At 68.5% G+C, this 19504-nt stretch carries 22 protein-coding genes; 9 read left to right on the top strand and 13 right to left on the bottom strand.

The genetic code is table 11. The features are described from left to right. Positions 1-146: 146 nt before the first annotated feature. Entirely contained in the window at positions 147-1484 is a 1338-nt protein-coding gene (locus JOD27_RS21785) for an aldehyde dehydrogenase family protein (RefSeq protein ID WP_204764113.1), read from the top strand. A gap of 3 nt (positions 1485-1487) precedes the next feature. On the opposite strand, the gene JOD27_RS21780 is transcribed toward JOD27_RS21785, so the two are convergent. Together JOD27_RS21780 and JOD27_RS21775 are read right to left on the bottom strand one after the other, a co-directional pair. Beyond that, a complete protein-coding gene (locus JOD27_RS21780) occupies positions 1488-3047 on the bottom strand; it encodes a beta-N-acetylhexosaminidase (protein ID WP_204764112.1) in 1560 nt (519 codons plus the stop codon). Between the two features lie 263 nt (positions 3048-3310). After that, on the bottom strand, positions 3311-4783 hold the full coding sequence (locus tag JOD27_RS21775; protein ID WP_204764111.1) for a CYTH and CHAD domain-containing protein: 1473 nt from the start codon (positions 4781-4783) through the stop codon (positions 3311-3313). 154 nt (positions 4784-4937) lie between these two features. On the opposite strand from JOD27_RS21775, the gene JOD27_RS21770 reads away from it, so the two are divergent. Genes JOD27_RS21770 through JOD27_RS21760 form a run of 3 tightly spaced genes read left to right on the top strand, consistent with a single transcriptional unit; the run spans position 4938 to position 6526 of the window. Continuing rightward, complete coding sequence (locus JOD27_RS21770) at positions 4938-5747, top strand: hypothetical protein (protein WP_204764110.1); 810 nt, start codon at positions 4938-4940, stop codon at positions 5745-5747. Positions 5748-5783: 36 nt separating this feature from the next. Then, positions 5784-6218 carry an SRPBCC family protein gene (locus JOD27_RS21765; RefSeq protein WP_204764109.1) on the top strand — a complete coding sequence of 145 codons (435 nt, stop codon included), beginning with the start codon at positions 5784-5786 and terminating at the stop codon, positions 6216-6218. Further along, positions 6215-6526 (top strand): ArsR/SmtB family transcription factor, encoded by a 312-nt coding sequence (locus tag JOD27_RS21760; RefSeq protein WP_307830253.1) that lies wholly within the window; start codon positions 6215-6217, stop codon positions 6524-6526. Before JOD27_RS21765 ends, JOD27_RS21760 begins: the two co-directional genes overlap by 4 nt. On the opposite strand, the gene JOD27_RS21755 is transcribed toward JOD27_RS21760, so the two are convergent. Further along, the gene (locus tag JOD27_RS21755) at positions 6504-8045 is read right to left on the bottom strand and encodes an amidohydrolase (protein WP_204764108.1); all 1542 of its coding nucleotides are present in this window, start codon (positions 8043-8045) and stop codon (positions 6504-6506) included. The genes JOD27_RS21760 and JOD27_RS21755 overlap by 23 nt on opposite strands. Beyond that, complete coding sequence (locus JOD27_RS21750; protein ID WP_204764107.1) at positions 8042-9298, bottom strand: lysine N(6)-hydroxylase/L-ornithine N(5)-oxygenase family protein; 1257 nt, start codon at positions 9296-9298, stop codon at positions 8042-8044. Before JOD27_RS21750 ends, JOD27_RS21755 begins: the two co-directional genes overlap by 4 nt. An 83-nt stretch (positions 9299-9381) precedes the next feature. Between JOD27_RS21750 and JOD27_RS21745 the strand changes: the two genes are divergently transcribed. Then, a complete protein-coding gene (locus JOD27_RS21745; protein WP_204764106.1) occupies positions 9382-10329 on the top strand; it encodes a methionyl-tRNA formyltransferase in 948 nt (315 codons plus the stop codon). Positions 10330-10392: 63 nt separating this feature from the next. Next, positions 10393-11034: an HNH endonuclease family protein gene (locus JOD27_RS21740; RefSeq protein ID WP_204764105.1), complete on the top strand. Its 642-nt coding sequence runs from the start codon at positions 10393-10395 to the stop codon at positions 11032-11034. Here JOD27_RS21740 and JOD27_RS21735 read toward each other — a convergent pair. Together JOD27_RS21735 and JOD27_RS21730 are read right to left on the bottom strand one after the other, a co-directional pair. Then, a complete protein-coding gene (locus JOD27_RS21735; RefSeq protein WP_204764104.1) occupies positions 11021-11278 on the bottom strand; it encodes a hypothetical protein in 258 nt (85 codons plus the stop codon). The two genes, JOD27_RS21740 and JOD27_RS21735, sit on opposite strands and share 14 nt — an antisense overlap. Before the next feature lie 274 nt (positions 11279-11552). Further along, positions 11553-12233, bottom strand: coding sequence for a hypothetical protein (locus JOD27_RS21730; RefSeq protein ID WP_307830252.1), 681 nt, complete (start codon positions 12231-12233; stop codon positions 11553-11555). 283 nt (positions 12234-12516) lie between these two features. On the opposite strand from JOD27_RS21730, the gene JOD27_RS21725 reads away from it, so the two are divergent. Beyond that, on the top strand, positions 12517-12774 hold the full coding sequence (locus tag JOD27_RS21725) for a hypothetical protein (protein WP_204764103.1): 258 nt from the start codon (positions 12517-12519) through the stop codon (positions 12772-12774). On the opposite strand, the gene JOD27_RS21720 is transcribed toward JOD27_RS21725, so the two are convergent. Then, positions 12771-13040: a DUF2277 domain-containing protein gene (locus JOD27_RS21720; RefSeq protein ID WP_112228380.1), complete on the bottom strand. Its 270-nt coding sequence runs from the start codon at positions 13038-13040 to the stop codon at positions 12771-12773. The two genes, JOD27_RS21725 and JOD27_RS21720, sit on opposite strands and share 4 nt — an antisense overlap. A 7-nt stretch (positions 13041-13047) precedes the next feature. Further along, positions 13048-13608 carry a helix-turn-helix domain-containing protein gene (locus JOD27_RS21715; RefSeq protein ID WP_204764102.1) on the bottom strand — a complete coding sequence of 187 codons (561 nt, stop codon included), beginning with the start codon at positions 13606-13608 and terminating at the stop codon, positions 13048-13050. A gap of 50 nt (positions 13609-13658) precedes the next feature. On the opposite strand from JOD27_RS21715, the gene JOD27_RS21710 reads away from it, so the two are divergent. Next, positions 13659-14465 carry an NAD(P)/FAD-dependent oxidoreductase gene (locus JOD27_RS21710; RefSeq protein ID WP_204764101.1) on the top strand — a complete coding sequence of 269 codons (807 nt, stop codon included), beginning with the start codon at positions 13659-13661 and terminating at the stop codon, positions 14463-14465. Here JOD27_RS21710 and JOD27_RS21705 read toward each other — a convergent pair. From JOD27_RS21705 to JOD27_RS21695, 3 genes are read right to left on the bottom strand one after another with little or no spacing between them, the layout of a single operon-like run. Next, positions 14449-14973, bottom strand: coding sequence for a dihydrofolate reductase family protein (locus tag JOD27_RS21705; protein WP_204764100.1), 525 nt, complete (start codon positions 14971-14973; stop codon positions 14449-14451). The two genes, JOD27_RS21710 and JOD27_RS21705, sit on opposite strands and share 17 nt — an antisense overlap. A 56-nt stretch (positions 14974-15029) precedes the next feature. Next, entirely contained in the window at positions 15030-16739 is a 1710-nt protein-coding gene (locus tag JOD27_RS21700; protein WP_204764099.1) for a sensor histidine kinase, read from the bottom strand. Then, positions 16736-17401, bottom strand: coding sequence for a response regulator (locus tag JOD27_RS21695; RefSeq protein WP_204764098.1), 666 nt, complete (start codon positions 17399-17401; stop codon positions 16736-16738). The genes JOD27_RS21700 and JOD27_RS21695 overlap by 4 nt, the downstream gene beginning before the upstream one ends. Before the next feature lie 79 nt (positions 17402-17480). Here JOD27_RS21695 and JOD27_RS21690 point away from each other — a divergent pair, with 79 nt between their 5' ends. Next, positions 17481-18272, top strand: a complete 792-nt coding sequence (locus tag JOD27_RS21690; protein WP_239568225.1) for a DUF3152 domain-containing protein — start codon at positions 17481-17483, stop codon at positions 18270-18272. Here JOD27_RS21690 and JOD27_RS47195 read toward each other — a convergent pair. Further along, positions 18209-18601, bottom strand: a complete 393-nt coding sequence (locus tag JOD27_RS47195; RefSeq protein WP_372441723.1) for a hypothetical protein — start codon at positions 18599-18601, stop codon at positions 18209-18211. The genes JOD27_RS21690 and JOD27_RS47195 overlap by 64 nt on opposite strands. Before the next feature lie 68 nt (positions 18602-18669). Further along, positions 18670-19431, bottom strand: a complete 762-nt coding sequence (locus JOD27_RS21680; RefSeq protein WP_239568222.1) for an AraC family transcriptional regulator — start codon at positions 19429-19431, stop codon at positions 18670-18672. Between the last annotated feature and the right edge of the window lie 73 nt (positions 19432-19504).

Raw genomic sequence — 19504 nt, 5'->3', positions numbered from 1 at the left:
GCGACTCAGCAACAGTGCGTGTTGCACGGGGTCCTGGGTCACTGGTCCATCCACGGCTTGCAACGAGCATGCAACGTTCTGCTGCTTACTTTCTCACCTTCCGCACTTCAACGGTTCAGCGGGCCGTTCGTTCACAGGAGTCGAGAATGACGCAGTACGCGGCACCGGGTCAGCCCGGCAGCGTGGTCGCGTACCGGCCGAGGTACGACCACTTCATCGGCGGCGACCACGTGCCGCCCGTCTCCGGCGAGTACGTCGAGAACGTCACGCCGGTGACGGGTGAGGTGTTCACGGAGGTCGCCCGCGGTACCGACGCCGACCGGGCACGTGCGCTGCACGCGGCCAGCGGGGCCGCACGGTCGTGGGGACGCACCACGGCACGAGAGCGCGCCACGGTCCTGGGCGAGATCGCGGACCGGGTGGAGGAGCACGCCACCGAGCTCGCGGTCGCCGAGACGTGGGACAACGGCAAGCCGGTGCGCGAGGCCCTGGTCGCCGACGTCCCGCTGCTGATCGAGCAGTTCCGCCAGTTCGCCGCCGTCATCCGCACCGAGGCCGGCGAGGTCGAGCAGCTCGGCCTCGACACCTGTGACTACCGCTCGTTCCAGCCGCTCGGCGTGGTGCACGAACGGCTGTCGTGGACGTTCCCGCTGATGAACGCGGGCCGCGTGCTCGCCCCCGCACTCGCCGCGGGCAACGCCGTGGTGCTGGAGCCCGCACTGCAGACGCCCGCGTCGATCCACGTCCTGCTCGACGTCATCGCAGACCTGCTGCCACCCGGTGTGGTGAACGTGGTCACCGGATCAGAAGATCATCCGGTCGTGGCGGGCCGCTGCCCGAACATCTTCTTCGCCGACGTGGCCGCGCAACGCGACAACTTCCTCGACAAGGCCCTCGAGGGCTTCGCGATGTTCGCGGCCAACCAGGGCGAGGTCTCCACGGCCCCGTCCCGCGCGCTGATCCAGACCGGCGTCTACGAGGAGCTGCTGCACCTCGCGACCCAGCGCACCGAGCAGCTCAGATCGGGCGACCCGCTCGACACGGACACGATGGTCGGCGCGGTGGTGTCGCTGCGGCAGCGCGACCGCGTCCTCGCCTACATCGAGCGCGGCAAGGCCGAGGGCGCGCGGCTGGTGACCGGCGGCGAGGCCTCCGGCCACTACGTCCAGCCCACGATCTTCGAGGGCGACCACCGCTCCGCCGTGTTCGCCGACGAGGTCCTCGGCCCGATCGTCTCGGTGACGAGGTTCGACGACCGCGACGACGCGGTCAAGATCGCCAACGAGGCCACCGCCCAGCTCGGCGCCGGCATCTGGTGCCGCAACTTCGCCCTGGCACACAACATCGGCCAGGAGCTCACCGCCGAGCGGGTGTGGGTCAACAACTACTACGCGCACTCGGCGAGCGCCGCGACGCTCGCCGAGTACCGCCGCGTGAAGCACCTGCTGGTCAGCTACTCCGACCGCGCGCAGGGCTACTTCTAGGGTCTACTTCTTCCAGGGCACCTGGCTGCTCGCGTAGTAGTTGACGCCCTGGACCTTCCACCGCGGCGCCTGCGCACCGAGCCGTGGCGCGAAGCGGTCCCAGCCGTGGACGCTCGCCGGTGCCCAGCCGAGCTCGGCCGCCACCGGGAGCCGCGGGAACGCCATCTGCTCGATGTCGGCGTTCGTCCGGATGGTCTCCGTCCACAGTGGAGCTTCCACGCCACGGACACTTGCTTCGGTCACGCCGCTCAGGTAGGCGCCGGGGTTCCAGTTGTAGGCGTCCTCGACCTCGACGTAGCCCGCCCAGTCCAGGCCCAGCTTGGTGTTCTTGTTGTACTTCATGTCGAGGTAGAGCCGGTTCGCGGGCGACATCAGGATCTTGTTGCCGCGCTGCGCCGCCGCGGCCACGTTCGCGTCGGACGTCGTGGTGCCCCAGAACTGCGGGACCAGCGCGGTGTCCTTGGTGGTCTTGATGAACTCGTGCCAGCCCGTGGTGGTCTTGCCGTACTTCTTCACGATCGGCAGGACGCGGTTCATGAACTTGACGTAGTCGGCGTCGGGCGTGCTCAGGGCCTCGTCACCGCCGATGTGGAAGTACTGGCCCGGCGTGATCGCGCTGACCTCCCTGACCACGTCGTCGATGAACTTGTACGTGATCTCCTTGCTGATGCAGAGGGAGGAGAAGCCCACGTCCGTGCCCGTGTAGAGCGGCCGCTTCTTGCCGTCGCAGTTCAGTTCGCCGTAACTCGCCTGCGCGGCGTTGGTGTGACCCGGCATGTCGAACTCGGGGATCACCGTGATGCCCCGGTTCGCCGCGTACGCGACCAGGTCCTTGTACTGGTCCTGGGTGTAGAAGAGGCTGCCCTTGCGGCCGCCCACCTCCGTGCTGCCACCGATCTTGGTCAGGTCGGGCCAGCTCTTGATCTCCAGGCGCCAGCCCTGGTCGTCGCTGAGGTGGAGGTGAAAGTAGTTGATTTTGAACGCCGCTATCTGGTCGATGTAGCGCTTCACCTGGTCCGGGGTGAAGAAGTGCCTGCTCACGTCCAGCATGGCGCCTCGGTGGTGGTACCTCGGGTAGTCCAGGATGCTGGCGCCGGGGACCGTCCACGGGGCCGGCTGCTTTGTCTTCGCCTCCGCTTTCGGGGGGAGCAGTTGGCGGAGCGTTTGGATGCCGTTGAAGTGGCCCGCTGTGGTGTTGGCTCGGATGATGACCTGGTTCGGGGTCACGTCCAGCTGGTAGCCCTCCTGGCCGGTTTTCGGGTCGGCGCCGTTGAGGAGGACTACGCCGTCGCCCGTTACTCCCGTGGTGATCGGGAGTGGGAATCCTGTTGAGCGGCGCAGGATGCCTGCCAGGAGTTCGGCCGGTTTGCGGGCGTCTTCGGTGGCCAGTTGGATCTTGGCGTCTGCGGAGAGCGTGAAGGAGTCTGATCTCGGTTGCAGCTGGGCCGGCTGGGGGACCAGTTCCTGCAGGGAGGTTGCGGCTTCTGCTGTTCCGGCCACCAGGACTCCTGAAGCGGCGATCGCCAGCGCTGTGAGTGCTGCTTGCGCTCTGATTGATTTCACGCCAATCCTCCAAGTGCGGGGGGACCTTGGTGGCGGCGAATCGTTACGGTTTCAGGCGGTTGGGGTGGGTGTCAAGGTTTAGACCAATGGGGCTGCTCTGGGGTGCGCGGCGGTTTCGTGGGTCGTCCCCCGGTTGCGTCGGCGTCTGCCGGTTGGTCGTCCGTAGGTGGTCGCGTTCGGGTGGGGCGTGACGGGGCCCACCCGGACCAGGCCCGGTATCGGGTGATTCGGCTCCTTCGGCCCCGCCGCTCGCCAACTGCGCGTTAGAGGTGTTCCTTGGTCAGCTTCTGCCACAACGCCGGGAGTGCTGCCTCGGTTTTGTGCGCCAGCTCCACCTCTTGGCCGTACAGCAGGCCGAAGGTGAAGCCGTTCTCGTCGCCCCGGCCCAGAGTGAGCAGGACGGGGCGCGCCACCACCGAGTCCTGGTGTTCGCCGAGGAGTGTTTGGACTTCCTTGGCTCGCTTGCGGAGTGCCTTGGCGTGCTTGCCGAGTGCGGGCTCGGCCACCTCGGCGCTGTAGCGCAGACGTTTGGCGGCCTTGCGGGCCTCGTGGAGCGGTTCGTCGCTGTTTTGCGTTGCCAGGGCGGCTTTGATGCGGACGTCGAGGCGGTGGTGGGCCTTTTCCACGAGGGCGGGCAGGACGTCCTTTGCCTTGCCGGAGGCCAGTTTGGTGAGAGGTGGGGTCGCCAGCAACGTGTCGATGGAGTTGAGCAGCGCGATGTAGCGCCTGCCGTCCAGGGCGGCGATGGAGTCGTTGTGCGCCTTGGCTTCCAGTGGGGCGAAGTGTCGGGTCAGGCGGGCCGCCACGTCGCCCAGGACCAGTTCTGGCGGGAGGGCGTGGAGGGCGTTTTCGAAGCGGGAGCGGAGGACTTCCAGGTCTCGGGACGTGCCCAGGACGGTGGCCAGCCACTTGAGTTCGTCGGTCATGGTGCGGGTGGACTCGCGGTCGACGATCTTGCCGAAAGCCTGGAGGGCGGAGCGCATGCGGCGCGTGGCCACTCGCATCTGGTGGACGGCGTCAGGCTCGTTGCGGCGGACTCGGGGATCCTGGTTCTGCAGGGCGGCGCGCTGTTCGTGGAGGTAGGCGAGGACCACCTCGCCTGCTGTGGGCTTTTTGCCGAGGCTGGGGATCGGGTCTCGTTTCACGCCGATCACCTGGGAGAGCTTGGATTTTGAGGACGACGGGTGGATGCCCGCGTCGCCCAGGTGGCGTTCGACTGTGTCGAGAAGGGCGCGGTCGCCGCCTTCGCCCAGTTCCACCTCGATCTCGCGCCACGAGGTGGTGGTGGTTGAGGAGCCCATGGTCTGGGCGGTCACCACGTCGTCGACGACTTCGGCGAGGAGTTCGCCGTTGCCGTTGGTCAGTTGCCAGCGACGGCGGTTGGTGTGGATTTCGGCGACCGGGGCGAGGGTGGAGCCTCGGGTGTGGGCTCGGACCAAGGACGAGAGGTCCTTCGGGGGCTGCTTCACGGCGCGGCCGAGGGGGACCCGGACTTCCTGGCGGGAGTCTTCGCCTGCGGGGAGTTTGAGGTGCCAGCCCTCGTCTTCGCCGCCCACGCGGCGGCGGAGGGTCACGCCTGCTCGGGCCAGGCGGTAGTCGTCGGTGTCGTAGTACGTGGCGGCCAGGTCGAACTCCTCCGGGCCCGTTGCCACACCCGTGATGTCCGTGAGGTCCGGCAGGCTCGCGTCCGATGGTGCCTCGTACTTGCGCTCGGTCTCAGTAACGGAGGTCGCCATCTACTAGTAATACCTCGTTTTGACGCTGTCCACTCACTGTGGTGACGGTGCGTGAGGGGTGGGTGCCACTGGTGGGCGGAAGTCTGGCCCCCAAATGCGTGCATTTGGTGATCGGTGCCTTGGCCTGGGGTGTGGTGTCCGGTTCGCTGGGCGCGTGCCCACTGAGAAGGAACGGCTTGACGTGGTCGAGCCGCAGGTCGCCACGTTGATCAGTCACGTCGGCCAGCTGGCGGCGGGGCTGGAACGCGTCACCGCCCGGCTGACCGTGCTGGAGAGGCGGCTGTCGGGGGCCGGGGACGGGCCGCTGGTCGATCTGGACGCGGTGGCCGGTGATGTCGCGCCGTTGGTCGAGGCGTTGCGCAGGGCCTGGGACGCCGAGCAGGAGATCCTGGCGGATCCGGCTCGGGTCGAGCTCAACCAGGAGGTGCTCGAGTTCGACGGGCTCAAGGTTCGGCGGGACGAGGCACGGTCCAAGCTGGACGGTGGGCGGGTGCCGCGGTTCGAGCGGGACGCGCTGTCGCACGAGGTGCGGCAGATGGAGTGGTTGATCAACGCCAACGAGGCGAGCGCGAAGAGAGCCGCGGCGCGGTTGGAGGCCGACGAGGACGCCATGGCGGAGGAGTGGCGGACCGAGGCCGTGCTGGCTGGGGACAAGGCTCGCGGGGAGATCAAGGAAGCCGCTGCTCGGCGGATTTCCGAGGCGCTCGGGCAGTACGCGCGGATGCCCGTGTGGTTCCGGGTCGGGCTCGGCGAGATCCCCACGCCGGATCCGTCGTTCTGGCTCGAGTCGGCGATCGCCGTGCTCGCCTATCGGCTGGAGTACGGGGTGACGGACGCGGTGTCGCCGCTCGGGACGCCTCCGTCGGCGTCGAGCGGGTGCCAGAACTGGGTTCGGCGCACGAACGCCTACGCGGACATCACCGACCGGCTCACGACGCTGGCCACCACGTTCCACCTGCAGTAGGCTTTCCTGCAACCGCCGGGTTGCAGGAGGTGGGGTGTGGACCGGATCGAACGCGATGTGCTGATCAACGCGTCGCCGCAGCGCGTCTGGGCCGCGTTGACCTCGGCCGGGCACCTCGGGACGTGGTTCGGCGACGCCGGGGCGAGCATGTCGGAGCTCGCGCCTGGTGGTGAGGTCACGCTGACGTGGGCCGAACACGGCACCGGGCGTGCGATCATCGAGAAGGTCGAGCCCGAGTCGTTCTTCTCGTGGCGCTGGTCGGGTCCGCTGGGGCCGGATCCGGTGCCCGGCAACGCGACGCTGGTCGAGTTCACGCTCACGCCCGCGGAGGGCGGCACGTTGCTGCAGGTCGTGGAGAGCGGGTTCACCTCTCTCGACCTGCCGCCGGAGGAGCAGGAGCGCTACGCGTCCGGCAACGTCGGCGGCTGGGGCCACGAACTCGACGAGCTGCGGGAGTACCTGGAGAAGTGAGTCAGGTCGACGACGTGCTGGCCGCGCTCGCTGATCCGATGCGGCGGCGGGTGCTCGATCTCGTGGCGGCGAAGGGGCCGATCTCGGCGTCGGCGCTCGCGACCGAGTTACCGGTGAGCCGTCAGGCGATCGTGAAGCACCTGGGAGTGCTGGAGAAGGCCGAGCTCGTGGCGTCCGAACGGGCCGGGCGGGAGAACAACTTCTCCGTCCGGTCCGGTGCGCTGGACGCCACCGCCACGTGGATGGCCTCGCTCGCCTCGCAGTGGGATCGGCGGCTCGCGGCGATCAAGAAGATCGCTGAGTCGTGAGGGTGCCGCCGACCATGGTGGCCAGCACGGGGATGTCCGCGATCGCGTCGCTCGTGCGCGGGTCGGCGCCGAGCACCACGAGGTCCGCGAGCTTACCCGGCGTGAGGCTGCCCAGCACGTGCTCCTTGCGGCACGCGTAGGCGCTGCCGAGCGTGTACGCGTGGAGCGCCTCCTCGACGGTGATCGCCTCGCCCGGACCCACCGCGCGGCCGCCTGAGGAACGCCGCCGCACCATGAACTCGATGGCGCGCAACGGGGATCCGTCCGCGACCGGGCGGTCCGAGCTGCCCGCGACGGTGATCCCGCGGTCGAGGAACGACCGGCCTCGGTACATCCAGGGTGCCCGTTGCGGGCCCATGATCTCGCTGTAGTCGTCGCCGTACGACCAGAGAAACGTCGGCTGCACCACGGGGATCAGGCCGAGGGCGGCGATCCGGTCGAGCTGGTCCGGGCGGACGAGACCGCAGTGCTCGATGCGGTGCCGGGCGTCGGCGCGCGGACGTTGCCGTTGTGCTTGCGCCACCGCGTCCAGCGTGAAGTCGATCGCGCGGTCACCGATCGCGTGGATCGCGAGCTGCCATCCCGCGTTGTGGCCGTCGACGATCGCCGCCCGCATGAACTCCTCGGACTCCGCGAGCTGACCCGAGTTGCCGGTGCCGGCGTAGGGCTCGGACAACGCGGCCGTGCGCGCGATCATGCCGCCGTCGGTCCACAGCTTCATCGCGCCGATCGACAGCATGTCGTCGCCGAACCCGGTGTGCAGGCCCAGGTCGATCGCCCGAGCGATGCCGTCCGCCGGGTCGGCGGCGACGTCGTGCAGCACGTACGCGGACACCATGAGCTGCACGCGGATCGGCAGCCGGGCGCGCTGGTACGCGGCCGCTTCGAGTGGGCTGCTCGCGATCAGGCCCGCGCCGATGCCCGCCTCCGCGCACATCGTCACGCCCTCGGCCAGCACCTGCCGCGCGCTCTCGTGCAGCTCGGCGGTGATCTCGTCGAGCGAGTACGGCAGCCGCAACGACCGCGCGGCCAGCTGGTCGTTCTCGGTCAGCCAGCCGTCACTGGTGATCTCCGGAAGCTGCCGCAGCACCGCGGAGTTCACCACGCACGCGTGCCCCGAGATGTCCGCGACGTAGAGCGGCCGGTCACCGGTGACCGGGTCCAGGTCGGCGGCGGTGAGCGGCCGGTCCATGATCCGCCGGTCGTAGCCGGACGCCTCGATCCAGCCCTCGCCCGGCGCGTTCGCGAGTCGTTCGAGGACCTGGGCGACCGTGGTCAGGCCCGTCACATCCACGGTGCGGCTGCGGCGGCCGTTCCACGCGAGGTGCGTGTGCGCGTCGATGAAACCCGGCAGCACCACGGCGTTGCCGAGGTCGGCGGTCTCGGTGGCGGGCAGGTCCGCGACCTGGTCGTCCAGCCCGGCGATGCGGCCCTGCCAGATGCCGATCGTGTGCGCGGCCGGGTGCGCCGGGTCCATCGTGACGGCCCGGCAGCCCGTCAGCTTCAGGTCGAGTTTCACGCGGTCGCGAGGACCGGCACAGGAGTGTTGGTCAGCACGGAAGCCAGGATCTCACCCGAACGCACCGCGACGTTGGACAGGAGCGACGACGTGATGCCGTGCGAGTGCTCGGTGCCGCCCTGCAGGTAGATGCCGCCGCGCAACGACGACCGCACGCGGTAGTCGCGTCCCACGACCAGACGGCCCTGCTCGTCGCGTGCGCAGGCCTCGTCGAGCGAACCGAGGACCGGCGCGGCCTCGTCGTACCCGGTCGCGAGCAGCACGAGGTCGGTGTCCAGGAGCTCCTGCTCGCCGGTGACCAGCGACTGGATCACCGCTCGCGTGCTCGTCGAGGTCTCCTCGACCGCGACCAGCCTGGTCAGGTTCATCATCCGCAGGCGTTGCCTGCCGAGGACCTTCTCCTGGTACACGGTGCGGTAGAGCTGCGCGATGAGGTCGACGTCGACCACGGAGTAGTTGGTGTTGCGGTGGTAGTCCATCAGCCGTTGCTTCACGGCGTCCGGGGCGTCGTAGTAGTGGTCGACGGCCTCGGGGTCGAAGATGCGGTTCGCGAACGAACTGTCGTCCGCGGGGGAGTAGCCATAGCGGGAGAACACCGAGCACACCTCGGTGTCCGGGAACTCGCGGTGCAGGTACGCCACGGCCTCGGCGGCGCTCTGCCCGGCGCCGACGACGACGCAGCGCTTCGGGTTCTCCAGCTCACCGATGCGGTGCAGGAACTGGCTGTTGTGCCACACGCGGTCCGACAGCTCGACGCCGTCCGGCACGGTGGGCCGCAGTCCGGTCGCGAAGACGAGGTTGCGTGCGTGGTACACGTCTCCGGTGGAGGTGGTCACCTCGAACAGGTCGTCCTGGATCGCTTCCACGCCAACGGCTTCGGTGCCGTAGGCCACCATGTCGTCGACCTGCGCCGCCGCCCACTCGAAGTAGTCGTGGAACTCGACGCGCAGCGGGAACAGGTTCTTGTGGTTGACGAAGTCGACGAGCCGGCCGCGATCCCGCAGGTAGCAGAGGAACGAGAAGCGGCTGGCCGGGTTCCGCATGGTGACCAGGTCCTTGAGGAACGACACCTGCATGGTGGCGTCGCCGAGCAGCATGCCCCGATGCCAGCCGAACGCCTCCTGGCGTTCGAGAAACACCGCGGTGACAGGGGTTTCGGCCTGCTCGTCGTGCTCGGTGAGAGCGATGGCGAGCGCCAGGTTCGAGGGACCGAACCCGATGCCGACGATGTCGTGGATCGGATGCATGAGCATTGAACTTAGGTGAGGCTAAGCTGCCCTGGCAAGCCGCTGGTTAGGTTAGCCTGACCGTATCTCGGAATGAAGGAGGACACCCCATGAGGATCGTCATGTTCGGGTTCCAGACCTGGGGTCACCGCACCCTGCAGGCACTTTTGGCGTCCGAGCACGAGGTCGTCCTGGTGGTGACCCACCCCAGGGGTGAGGGCGCGTACGAGAAGATCTGGAGCGATTCGGTCGAGGACCTGGCTCGCGAGAACGGCGTCGAGGTCGTCGTCCGCGAGCGTCCGGAGGACCAGGAGCTGCTCGACAAGCTCAAGTCGGCCGACCCCGACGTGATCGTCGCCTGCAACTGGCGCACGTGGATCCCGCCGCAGGTCTTCGCGCTGCCCAGGCACGGCACGTTGAACGTGCACGACTCGCTGCTGCCGAAGTACGCGGGCTTCTCGCCGTTGATCTGGGCGCTGCTCAACGACGAGAAGGAGGTCGGCGTGACGGCGCACATGATGGACGACACGCTCGACGCCGGCGACATCGTGCTGCAGCGGTCGGTCCCGGTCGGTCCACGCGACACGACGGCGGACCTGTTCGCCAAGACGCTGGAGCTCTTCGGCCCGATCACCGTCGACGGCCTCGCCGAGATCGCGTCCGGCCGGACCGACTTCGTCAAGCAGGACCGCTCGCAGGCCTCGTTCTTCCACAAGCGCGCCGAGGAGGACCTGCGGATCGACTTCACCTGGACCGCCGAGGAGCTCGACCGCCTGGTGCGGGCGCAGTGCGCGCCGTACCCGAGCGCGTTCTGCTTCCACCGCGGGCAGCGCCTGGAGATCATCGAGGCGGAGGTGTCCGAAGCGGTCTACGGCGGCACTCCCGGCCGCATCTTCTACCGCGAGGGCGACGGCGTGGCGATCGTCGCCGGAGCGGAGGCCCGGCGTGGCCGCAGCAAGGCGTTGCTGGTCAAGAAGGTTCGCACCGCCGACGGGACCGAGCTCAAGGCCCACGAGTACTTCAAGAACATGGGCGGCTACCTGACGTCCCGTCCATAACGACGACATGCCGATCGCGGGCCGGTTGATCGGTCTGTGATCGGCATGCTCGATCATGGGCGCATGAATCGCGCGGCGGTGACGTCCCTGGTGGTTTTCGTGCTGCTCGTGGCCGTGGGCTGGTACCTGACGAATCTCCAGTCCTCCAAGGAGAACAAGCCCGCGCCCACCGGGTCCGCTCCGACCGGTTCGTCCGATCTCGGCGCGTTGCAGATCGCGCCGGAGGGCAAGATGGCGGGCTACAGCCGTGACCGCTTCCCGCACTGGGCCTCGCAGGGAAACTCCTGCGACACCAGGGAGATCGTGCTGCAGCGTCAGGGCACCGACGTGAAGTCGGACAAGGACTGCAAGGTCGTTTCGGGCACTTGGAACAGTCCCTACGACAACGTGGTGATCAAGGACGCCGGTGAGGTCGACATCGACCACACCGTGCCGCTGGCCGAGGCGTGGCGGTCGGGTGCGGACAAGTGGACCGACGACGAGCGCAAGGCGTTCGCCAACGACCTCGGCGGCATCCAGCTCCTCGCCGTGACCGCGAAGACCAACCGCGCCAAGGGCGACCAGGACCCTGCGAAGTGGAAGCCGCCGGTGCAGGCCTACTGGTGCACCTATGCGCAGCACTGGATCTCGGTGAAGATCACCTACAAGCTCACGGTGGACCAGGCGGAGCACGACGCGCTGGCCGCGATGATCAAAGCGTGCTGAGCACGGTCACGGTGATCGGCTCGCTGTAGGTGTCGGCGCGCAGGACCTTCTGGAGCTTCTCGCTGAAGAGCGGACGGTCCTGCGGTGACGGCAGCGTTTCCGGCGACATCGCGGAGAACAGGCTGCCCGCCAGCTCTTCGATCGTGTGCTCGTGGGTGTAGCCGACCGTCCACTCGTGCGGCGTGTACCCGGCCGCCTTCGACGCGCTCGCGTAGCGCCGGCGGTCATCCGGCGGCCCAGCCACTGCTCCAGCACCTTCCGGATCGCCGGTGCTGCCGGAGCGGCGTCCCGTTCGCGATGATCGCGAACTTCCCCGTGTCCGCCTCGCGGAACAGCCGTTCGTGGTCCGTCCAGTGCAGGGCCTGGCCGGCTCCGGGTCAACGACGACCACGTGCCTGACCTGCTTCGACAGCGGCACGGCGAGTTGTCCGGTGCCGCAGCCGAGATCGCACCGAGAACTGTGCCGACAGCGGAACGGCGCAGCCCGACCCCCCGGACGGGCTGCGCCGCCTCACCCCCTAGACCGCGCGCACCGACTCGAACAGCCCGGACAGCTGCCAGTGCGTCACGTACCCCATCGCCTCGGCGGCGATCAGCACGTCCAGCTTCCCGAGGTTCGTCCGCGCCGGCATCTGGTAGGCCTTGCCCCGCCGCACGTCGAGCACCATCGGCGTCGCCCCCGGCAGCGTGTCCTCGATGGTGTGCTGCAGGATCCGCAGCCCGACGTTCGCCGCCTCCCTGGTCAGCGGCACCTCCTTGGTGTGGACGAGCACCGCGTAGGTCGACCCGTCCTTCTTGCGCAACCCCAGGTGCGGGCGGACCTTCAGCGTGAGGTCGCCGACCCGGTAGGTCGCCAGTTCGACCGGCACGCCGGTGGCCTTGAACGACGCGAGCCAGGGCAGGAACCCGTCGGCGATCTCCTCGAACGCTCGCGGCTGCCCCGTCCGGTTGGCGTTCAGGATCGCCTTCTTCAGCTCCAGTTCAGGTTCGGTCGAGTTGACCGCTCGGCGCATGGCGTCGCGGATCGGGTTGTAGAACCCGCACACCTTGGGGTCGTCGGTCAGGTACATCCCCCGCTGCTCCGACACGATGTTGATGCGTCCACGCTGGCCGCTCATGACGTACTCGGTGAACGACAGTGCGGTGACGCTGACGTTGTTGTCCGGCAACGCTTTCTCCCCTCGTACCGCTCTCTTCACCTGACGTTATCCGAGGGGTCCGACAAAAACGGCGCTGCTCCGAACGGTGTAACGACTACCTGGAGTTGAGTCACTGCTCCACCGAGCACACTCAATGTGGTGGTCTGGACCCCAATCTGTAAACGGACGGTGACGAACCTGCAGCCGATCACGGCGATGACCGTTCGTCTGCCGTTCGGCGATGCTCACGCAACGCTCACCGCACGACAAGCAGAAGTAACACTCCGTAGAAGATCAACTCGGGAGAATGGGTCCAGCATGAGCAATCGGAGCAAGGAGCGAGATGGCGGTCCAAGCGGAGCGTTCACCCGATAGTGCGGGTGACGTGGAAGTTCCGCAGCCGCGGCAGCCGACGAGGTGGCTCGTCCGCCCCGCGCGGTGGCCGCACGCCGCGCAGGTGACGGTCATCCTCGTGCTGATCGCCCTGCTGCTGTGGGCCATCGCCCTCACGCTCGGTCCCGACCAGGCGTTCATCGTCGGTTCCGCGGGCGTCGCGGCCAAGCTGATCTGCATGTACCTCGACACCCGCGTCCGCGGCTAACGTCCGTAGCGCTCCGCGGCCCTGGCCTTCGCCTTCGCAGCCTCGACCTCGCGGTCCTTCGGCGGCGCCGTCGTCACCAGCGCGTCGAGCAGTTCCTGGGTGGCGGCCGCCACCGCCGCGACCGCCTTGTCGAACGCGGCCTGGTTCGCCGCCGACGGTTTCGCCGCCCCGCTCACCTTCCGCACGTACTGCAGCGCCGCGGCCTGCACCTCGTCAGGCGTCGCCGGCGGTTCGAAGTTGTGGAGCACCCGGATGTTTCGGCACATGGCTCCACTATGACTGCTTCGGTGGGGCCGCGCGGGTGTGAATGCGTTCTCCCTGTTTGCCGAACAGGCTGATGATCTCGGCCGGGGCGCCGTCCGCGCTGCTGAGGGCGTGCGGCTGGCGGCAGTCGAACTCCGCGACCTCGCCCGCGCGCAGGACGACCTCCTTGTCGCCGATCCGCAGCCGGACCCGCCCGCTCAGCACGTAGAACCACTCGTAGCCCTCATGCACGCGCGGTTCGTGCAGCACGGGGTCATTGATGATCATCTTCCAGGCCTGCAGCGGCCCGATCGACCTGGTGAGCGGGATACCGACGCGTCCGTGGTCGAGCCGGCGCGGCTTCATGACCACCCGTGGATCACCGACCTCCGGCGCGCCCACGAGGTCGTCGAGCGACACCTGGTAGGTACGCGACAACGGCAGCAGCAGTTCCAGCGTCGGCTTGCGCTGGTCGGTCTCCAGCCGGGACAGCGTCGACTTCGAGATGCCCGTCATCTCGGACAACGTCGCCAGCGTCAGGTCGTGCTCCGCTCGCAGCGCGGCGAGCCTTTGCCCCACGGTTGTTGCCATAACGGCAACTTACGTTGCCAAATTCGAACTGTCGACCGCACTGTGGGGTCATGGAACACGAAGTGGTGATCATCGGTGGGGGAGCGGCCGGGCTCAGCGCCGCTCTCGTCCTGACCAGGGCGCGCAGGAGCGTGCTGGTGGTCGACGGTGCCGAGCCGCGCAACAAGCCGGCCGCGCACATGCACAACTACCTCTCTCGTGACGGCCTCTCGCCGTTGGACCTGCTCAAGCACGGTCGCGCCGAGGTCGAGGGGTACGGCGGAGAGATCGTCAACGACACAGTCCACGGCGTCACGAAGACCCACGACGGGTTCGCGGTCGAGCTGACGGACCGCGTGGTCACGGCGAAGCGGCTGCTGTTCGCGACCGGCCTGGTCGACGAGGTGCCGGACTTCCTGCGGGCGCGCTGGGGTCGTGACGTCTTCAGCTGCCCGTACTGCCACGGCTACGAGGTCCGCGACCAGAAGCTCGTCGTGTTCGGCGAGGAGATGAAGGTCGCGCTGGTGCGGCAGTGGTCGGACGACGTCACGCACGTGCCGTCGGTGGACGGCATCGAGGTGGACGACGACCGCCTTGTCGCGGTGATCTCCGGTTCGCGCCGCGTTCCGGCCGACGCGCTCGTGTACTCGGCGCCGGTCAAGCCGCGCGACGAGTTCCTGTTGGCGTTGGGTGCCGAGACCGCGGAGACACCGGTCGGCTCGTTCGTGCGCACCGACGACAAGGGGCGCACCAGCGTGCCGGGCGTCTACGCGGCGGGCAACGTCACGGACCCGGCGGCCATCGTGATCGTCGCCGCCGCGCAGGGCGCCCAGGCAGCCGGAATGATCAACATGGACCTCGTCACCGCTGGTACCTGAGCATCACGACCTTGCCGTCGTAGATCTTCGACTCCGTGAGCGTGAGGTCGAACCGCTTGGGGTGCTGGAAGACAGGCTTGCCGCCGCCGAGCACGACCGGGTGGACGAAGATCAGGTACTCGTCGATCATGTCCCGCTCGGTCAGGCTCGCGGCGAGCGTCGACCCGCCGAAGAGGATCATCCGCTCGTCCGGCAGGTCGGCCGGGTCGCGGAACACGCGGGTGTTCCAGCCGACCTCCGTGAGCGTCCGCGACACCACGGCCTTGGGCGACTCGCGCCAGATCGGCGCGTACCGAAGCGTGTGCTCGGACTGGTCGAGCTGCTCGGCCTGGGGCCAGAAGAACGACATCATGTCCCAGACCTTGCGCCCGTACAGCAGCGTGTCGGCCTGGCCGGAGAGCTCCAGCGAGTGGTCGGACATCTCCGGGCCCATCAGCGGCCAGTCGAACTCGCCGTTCGGGCCCTCGATGAAGCCGTCGGCCGACTGGTGGACGAAGTGCGTGATCATGACTGCCTCCCGTTGGTTCGATCAGGTAGACCGTCGTGCCCGGCGGAACTCATCGGTCACAGCGGGAGTTCCACGCGGAACGTCGAACCCTCGCCGAGCGTGCTGGTCACCGACACCGTGCCGCCGTGAGCCTCCACCAGATGCCGGGTGATCGCGAGGCCGAGCCCGCTGCCGCCCGTGGTGCGGCTGCGGGACCTGTCCGCGCGCCAGAACCTGTCGAACACGTGCGGCAGGTCGTCCGGCGCGATCCCGGTGCCGGTGTCGGCGACTTCCAGGACGGCGTTGCTCTGGTCCTGGAAGAGCCGCACGACGATCTCGCCGCCGGGCGGGGTGTAGCGGACGGCGTTCGCGACGAGGTTGCCGAGCGCCTGCCGCAGCCGCACCGGATCGGCCGTGATGTTGACGGGCGTGGTCGCGGCGCGCAGCAGGATCTCGCGGTTCTGCTGCGCGTTCACGACCTGGTCCACCACGTCGTCGAGCGCGATCGGCTCCGGGTGGAGCTTGAGCGTGCCCGCGTCCGCCTGCGCCAGGTCGTGCAGGTCGTCCACGAGTCGTTGCAGCAGAAGGGATTCCTCCAGCAGCATGCCGACCAGGTGCGGGTCCGGTTCGGCGAGCCCGTCCTGCGTCGCCTCCAGCCAGCCGGTGATGTTGCCCAGCGGGGTGCGCAGCTCGTGGGCGACGTCGCTGACCATCGCCTGCCGCTGCCGTTCGGTCTCGGCGAGCTTCTCGGACATCGCGTTGAACGACTTGGCCAGCTCGCCGATCTCGCCCGCGCCGCCGTCGACCCGTGCGGTGCGGTCGCCCTCCGCCGTGCGTTTCGTGGCGGCGGTGAGCGCGCGGATCGGCCGCACCAACTGCGTCGCGGTGATCCACGACGCGAACCCGGCCAGCGCGAGGATTCCCAGCGCCACCAACGTGATCCGCGTGACGCCCGTCGTCGACAGGTCGATCGATCTCGGCTCCTCGCCGGTCGTCGAGGTGAGGTACAGGTGTGCGGGGCCTGCGACGTACGGCTCCAGCTGGGTGCGGCGCGCGCTGTCCATGCACGCCCCCACCTCTGGCGATGAGTCGCGGACCGTCGTGATCTCCCAGTCGAACGTCACGAAGCCCGGTCGCTTGTTCATGACGTGCTCGTTACCCGGCAGCTTGGCGAGGCAGTCCGCGAACAGCTTCTGCAACTGCTCGTACGCGGCCGTCTCCGTCGCCGTGAGCGTGTACAGCCGGTCGCCCACCGTGCAGTCCTCCCACACCGAGAGGCTGCCGGGCTGGTCGTTGGAGAGCCGGGGCCGTCCGTTGGGCGCGTCCACGATCTTGATGTTGGGGTTGCACGCCGTCAGTTGCCTGGCATAGGCGTGCAGCGTGCGGAACTCCTCGTCGGTGAGCTTGAACGGCCCGACCGCCCTCGCGTCGATCTTGCCGTCGACGTTGAGCGGGTCGACGATCGCCTTGGGCGTGATGGGCAGCTGCGGCGAGTTCGCGTCCCCGGTGTCCACGAGCTTCTTGCCGTTGCGGTCGACCAGCGCGATGCGGCGTCCGTGCTGTCGCGCGATTCTGTCCATTTCGGACTGTGCGTTCGCCCAGCTGTCGTGCGTGGCCGCGTACTTCACCACCTCGTCGAAGATCTGCGCGTCCGTCTCGAGCGCCTCTCCTTGCTCCTGCCGGATCGTGCCGGTCGTCGCCTGGCTCGCGAGCCACGCCGTGACCGCGATCGAGCACGCCGCGATCACCAGTGAGAACAGGAAGAACCGGACCAGCAGGCTTTTCATACGAGCTTGTACCCGATCCCGTACACCGTCAGCAGCCGCTCTGGCCGCCGCGGATCCCGCTCGATCTTGCGCCGCAGCTTCATCATGTGCACGTCCACCGTGCGCGCGGTGATGAACCCGTCCTCCAGCAACTGCTCACGCGTGAACACCCGCTGCGGCTGCGCGGCCATCTTCGCGAGCAACCGGAACTCCGCGGGCGTGAGGTTCACGAGCTCGTCCTCGATGTGCACCTCGTGCCTGATGGGGTCGACCGTCAGGGCACCGACCTTCAGCACCGTCGCGTTCGTCTCGCGGGCCCGTCCGGCGCGCCGCAGGATCGTCCGCACGCGAGCCACCATCTGCCGCGGCCGGAACGGTTTGGTGATGTAGTCGTCCGCCCCGAGATCGAACCCGAGCAGCACCTCGTCCTCAGTGGACCGCGCGGTCAGCAGGACGATCGGCACGTCCGACTCGGTCCTGATCGCACGTATCACGTCGATGCCGTCCACCACCGGCATCATCACGTCCAGCACCAGCAGGTCGGGGTTGCGCCGCCGCGTCTCGTCGATCGCCGCCCGCCCGTCGTGCACGACCACCACCGAATGCCCGTCGTGCTCGAGGTACCGGCGCACGAGCTCCGCCTGGTGAACGTTGTCCTCGGCCACGAGGATGTGGGCACACACCACAGCAGTATGCAGTCCTTCACGACAGTCAAGCGGGACGTAAACAGGTTCTTCATCAGTTCCGGCGAGCGTTGCCGTCATGAAGGTGCATCTGGTCTTGGGGGCGATGGCACTGACCGCCCTGCTGCTCACCACCGTGCAGCCGCCAGGCGAGACGTCCCCGGCGGCCGCCCCGACCACGACGCCGTCATCCACGACACCTTCTGCTGCTCCGGCTGCTTCTTCTTTCGCGCCACCACCGGCGCGCGTCTACGCCTCCAGCTCGGACCTGCCCGACGGGCCTGACTTCCCGGCGTCCGGCACCGGCACGTTCCACGTCGTTCCGGGATCCGGCGCGGTCGTCGGCACGGGTCCGTTGCGCACCTACGCCGTCGAGGTCGAGGACGGCATCACCGTCGACGAGCAGGCCTTCGCGTCCTTCGTGGACGCCACTCTCGCCGATCCTCGCGGCTGGACGGCCCGCGGCGCCCGTTCGGTCCAGCGCGTGTCCGGCCCCGCCTCGGTGCGCATCAGGCTGACCTCGCAGAACACCGCGCGTTCGGTGTGCGGCTTCGAGATCCCGGTCGACGTCTCGTGCCGCGACGGCAGCTTCGTGTTCCTGAGCGCGGCCCGCTGGTTCCGAGGCGCCGTCGCCTACCTGCCGGACCTGACCTCGTACCGCCAGTACATGGTCAACCACGAGACCGGTCACGCCTTCGGGCAGGGCCACCGCCCGTGTGAGGCGGCGGGCGCCCCGGCCCCGGTGATGATGCAGCAGACGTTCAGCGTGTCCAACGACGAGATCGTCCGCATCACCGGCGGCGTTCCTCAGGGCGCGGTCATCCCGCAGGACGGCAAGGTGTGCAAACCGAACCCGTGGCCTTGTCCGTGAGCTTCCTGGCCATGACCGCGGTCGTGGTCTCGCCTTGAAGCCCGCGATCCTGCGGTAGGCCGCTCGCAGGTACCGCGTCGTCCTGGTGTTCTTGGCCAGCCACACCTCGACGTTCTGCCACCTGGCGGCCCGCTGCCTCGCGACGTCCACCATGCGCGGGCTGTAGTCCGGGTCCGCGCGACCACACGTTCTTGCGGCCCAACGGCTTCCGCGAGCGCGGGGGTCAACGCCCAGGTCCCGCAGCCGATGTCGAGCACGGCCTCGCCCGGTTCGAGTTCGAGCTTGTCGATCGCGAGCTGGTTGAGCGTGCCGGCGAACCGGCCGAGCACGCGGTAGTAGATGGGAGATGTCGCATGCCGAAGCAGGTCGACCACTGATCACCAACTTTCCCGGGTGCTCACGCGCTCGCGGCGCACCGGCTACGGCACTCGCTCGGACTCATCCCCAGCACGCGCTTGAACGCGGCGCTGAACCCGAACGCGTCCGCGTACCCGACCCGCCGCGCCACCGAGGCCACCGTCGCCCCCGATTCGGCCAGCAGATCGGCCGCCACAGCCATCCGCCACTGGGTCAGATACGTCAACGGCGGCACCCCGACCAGCCGCGCGAACCGCCCGGCCAGCGTCGTCCGCGACACCCCGGCCTCCCTGGCCAGCAACGCCAACGTCCACACCCGCGCCGGCTCCGCGTGCATCGCCCGCAGGACGGGTCCGACCACCTCGTCTCCGAGTGCGGCCAGCCACCCACCGCGGTGCTCGCGGTCGAACCAGTCCCGCAACGCGCACACCATCATCCAGTCCAGCAGCCGATCCGCCACCACACCGGGTCCATCGGTGCCCACGCTCGAATAGAACGCCGCACATTCCTCGGACCCGGCCACCACCAACGCGGCAGGCAACACCGCCGTGAGTCGCCGCGCCACCGCCCCCATGACGTCGTAGGTCCCGCTGACGACCGTCGCACGCCCTTCCACCGCAACGGCTTCCCGCACCACGACGATGTCCCCGGCCGTCGCCGGTTGTCCCAGAACACGCAGCGTCCCCGACGCCACCGCCCACAACGTGAGGCCCGAGACCACCTCCGTGCCGTCCACCTCGACCCGGCGCACACCGGCCCCGTCCGCGCGCACCCCGCGCAGCAGTTCGTCGAACGCCTCCATGCCTACCACCATACGATCGAACATCATCGATGAACTCTCACGCATGGTCGATCTGGGTTCCGTGGCGTTGGCT

Source organism: Lentzea nigeriaca (assembly GCF_016907955.1).
GTDB lineage: Bacteria > Actinomycetota > Actinomycetes > Mycobacteriales > Pseudonocardiaceae > Lentzea > Lentzea nigeriaca.
Note: the sequence above shows the minus strand (reverse complement) of the source record. Positions and strands in the feature narration are given on the sequence as shown.

Coding starts and splice junctions, on each gene's coding strand:
- JOD27_RS21725 (WP_204764103.1), top strand. CDS start 12,517: ATGGCGGTCCAAGCGGAGCGTTCACCCGATAGTGCGGGTGACGTGGAA.
- JOD27_RS21750 (WP_204764107.1), bottom strand. CDS start 9,298: ATGCTCATGCATCCGATCCACGACATCGTCGGCATCGGGTTCGGTCCC.
- JOD27_RS21705 (WP_204764100.1), bottom strand. CDS start 14,973: ATGATCACGCACTTCGTCCACCAGTCGGCCGACGGCTTCATCGAGGGC.
- JOD27_RS21690 (WP_239568225.1), top strand. CDS start 17,481: ATGAAGGTGCATCTGGTCTTGGGGGCGATGGCACTGACCGCCCTGCTG.
- JOD27_RS21715 (WP_204764102.1), bottom strand. CDS start 13,608: ATGGCAACAACCGTGGGGCAAAGGCTCGCCGCGCTGCGAGCGGAGCAC.
- JOD27_RS21785 (WP_204764113.1), top strand. CDS start 147: ATGACGCAGTACGCGGCACCGGGTCAGCCCGGCAGCGTGGTCGCGTAC.
- JOD27_RS21700 (WP_204764099.1), bottom strand. CDS start 16,739: ATGAAAAGCCTGCTGGTCCGGTTCTTCCTGTTCTCACTGGTGATCGCG.
- JOD27_RS21745 (WP_204764106.1), top strand. CDS start 9,382: ATGAGGATCGTCATGTTCGGGTTCCAGACCTGGGGTCACCGCACCCTG.
- JOD27_RS21740 (WP_204764105.1), top strand. CDS start 10,393: ATGAATCGCGCGGCGGTGACGTCCCTGGTGGTTTTCGTGCTGCTCGTG.
- JOD27_RS21720 (WP_112228380.1), bottom strand. CDS start 13,040: ATGTGCCGAAACATCCGGGTGCTCCACAACTTCGAACCGCCGGCGACG.
- JOD27_RS21680 (WP_239568222.1), bottom strand. CDS start 19,431: ATGGAGGCGTTCGACGAACTGCTGCGCGGGGTGCGCGCGGACGGGGCC.
- JOD27_RS21775 (WP_204764111.1), bottom strand. CDS start 4,783: ATGGCGACCTCCGTTACTGAGACCGAGCGCAAGTACGAGGCACCATCG.
- JOD27_RS21710 (WP_204764101.1), top strand. CDS start 13,659: ATGGAACACGAAGTGGTGATCATCGGTGGGGGAGCGGCCGGGCTCAGC.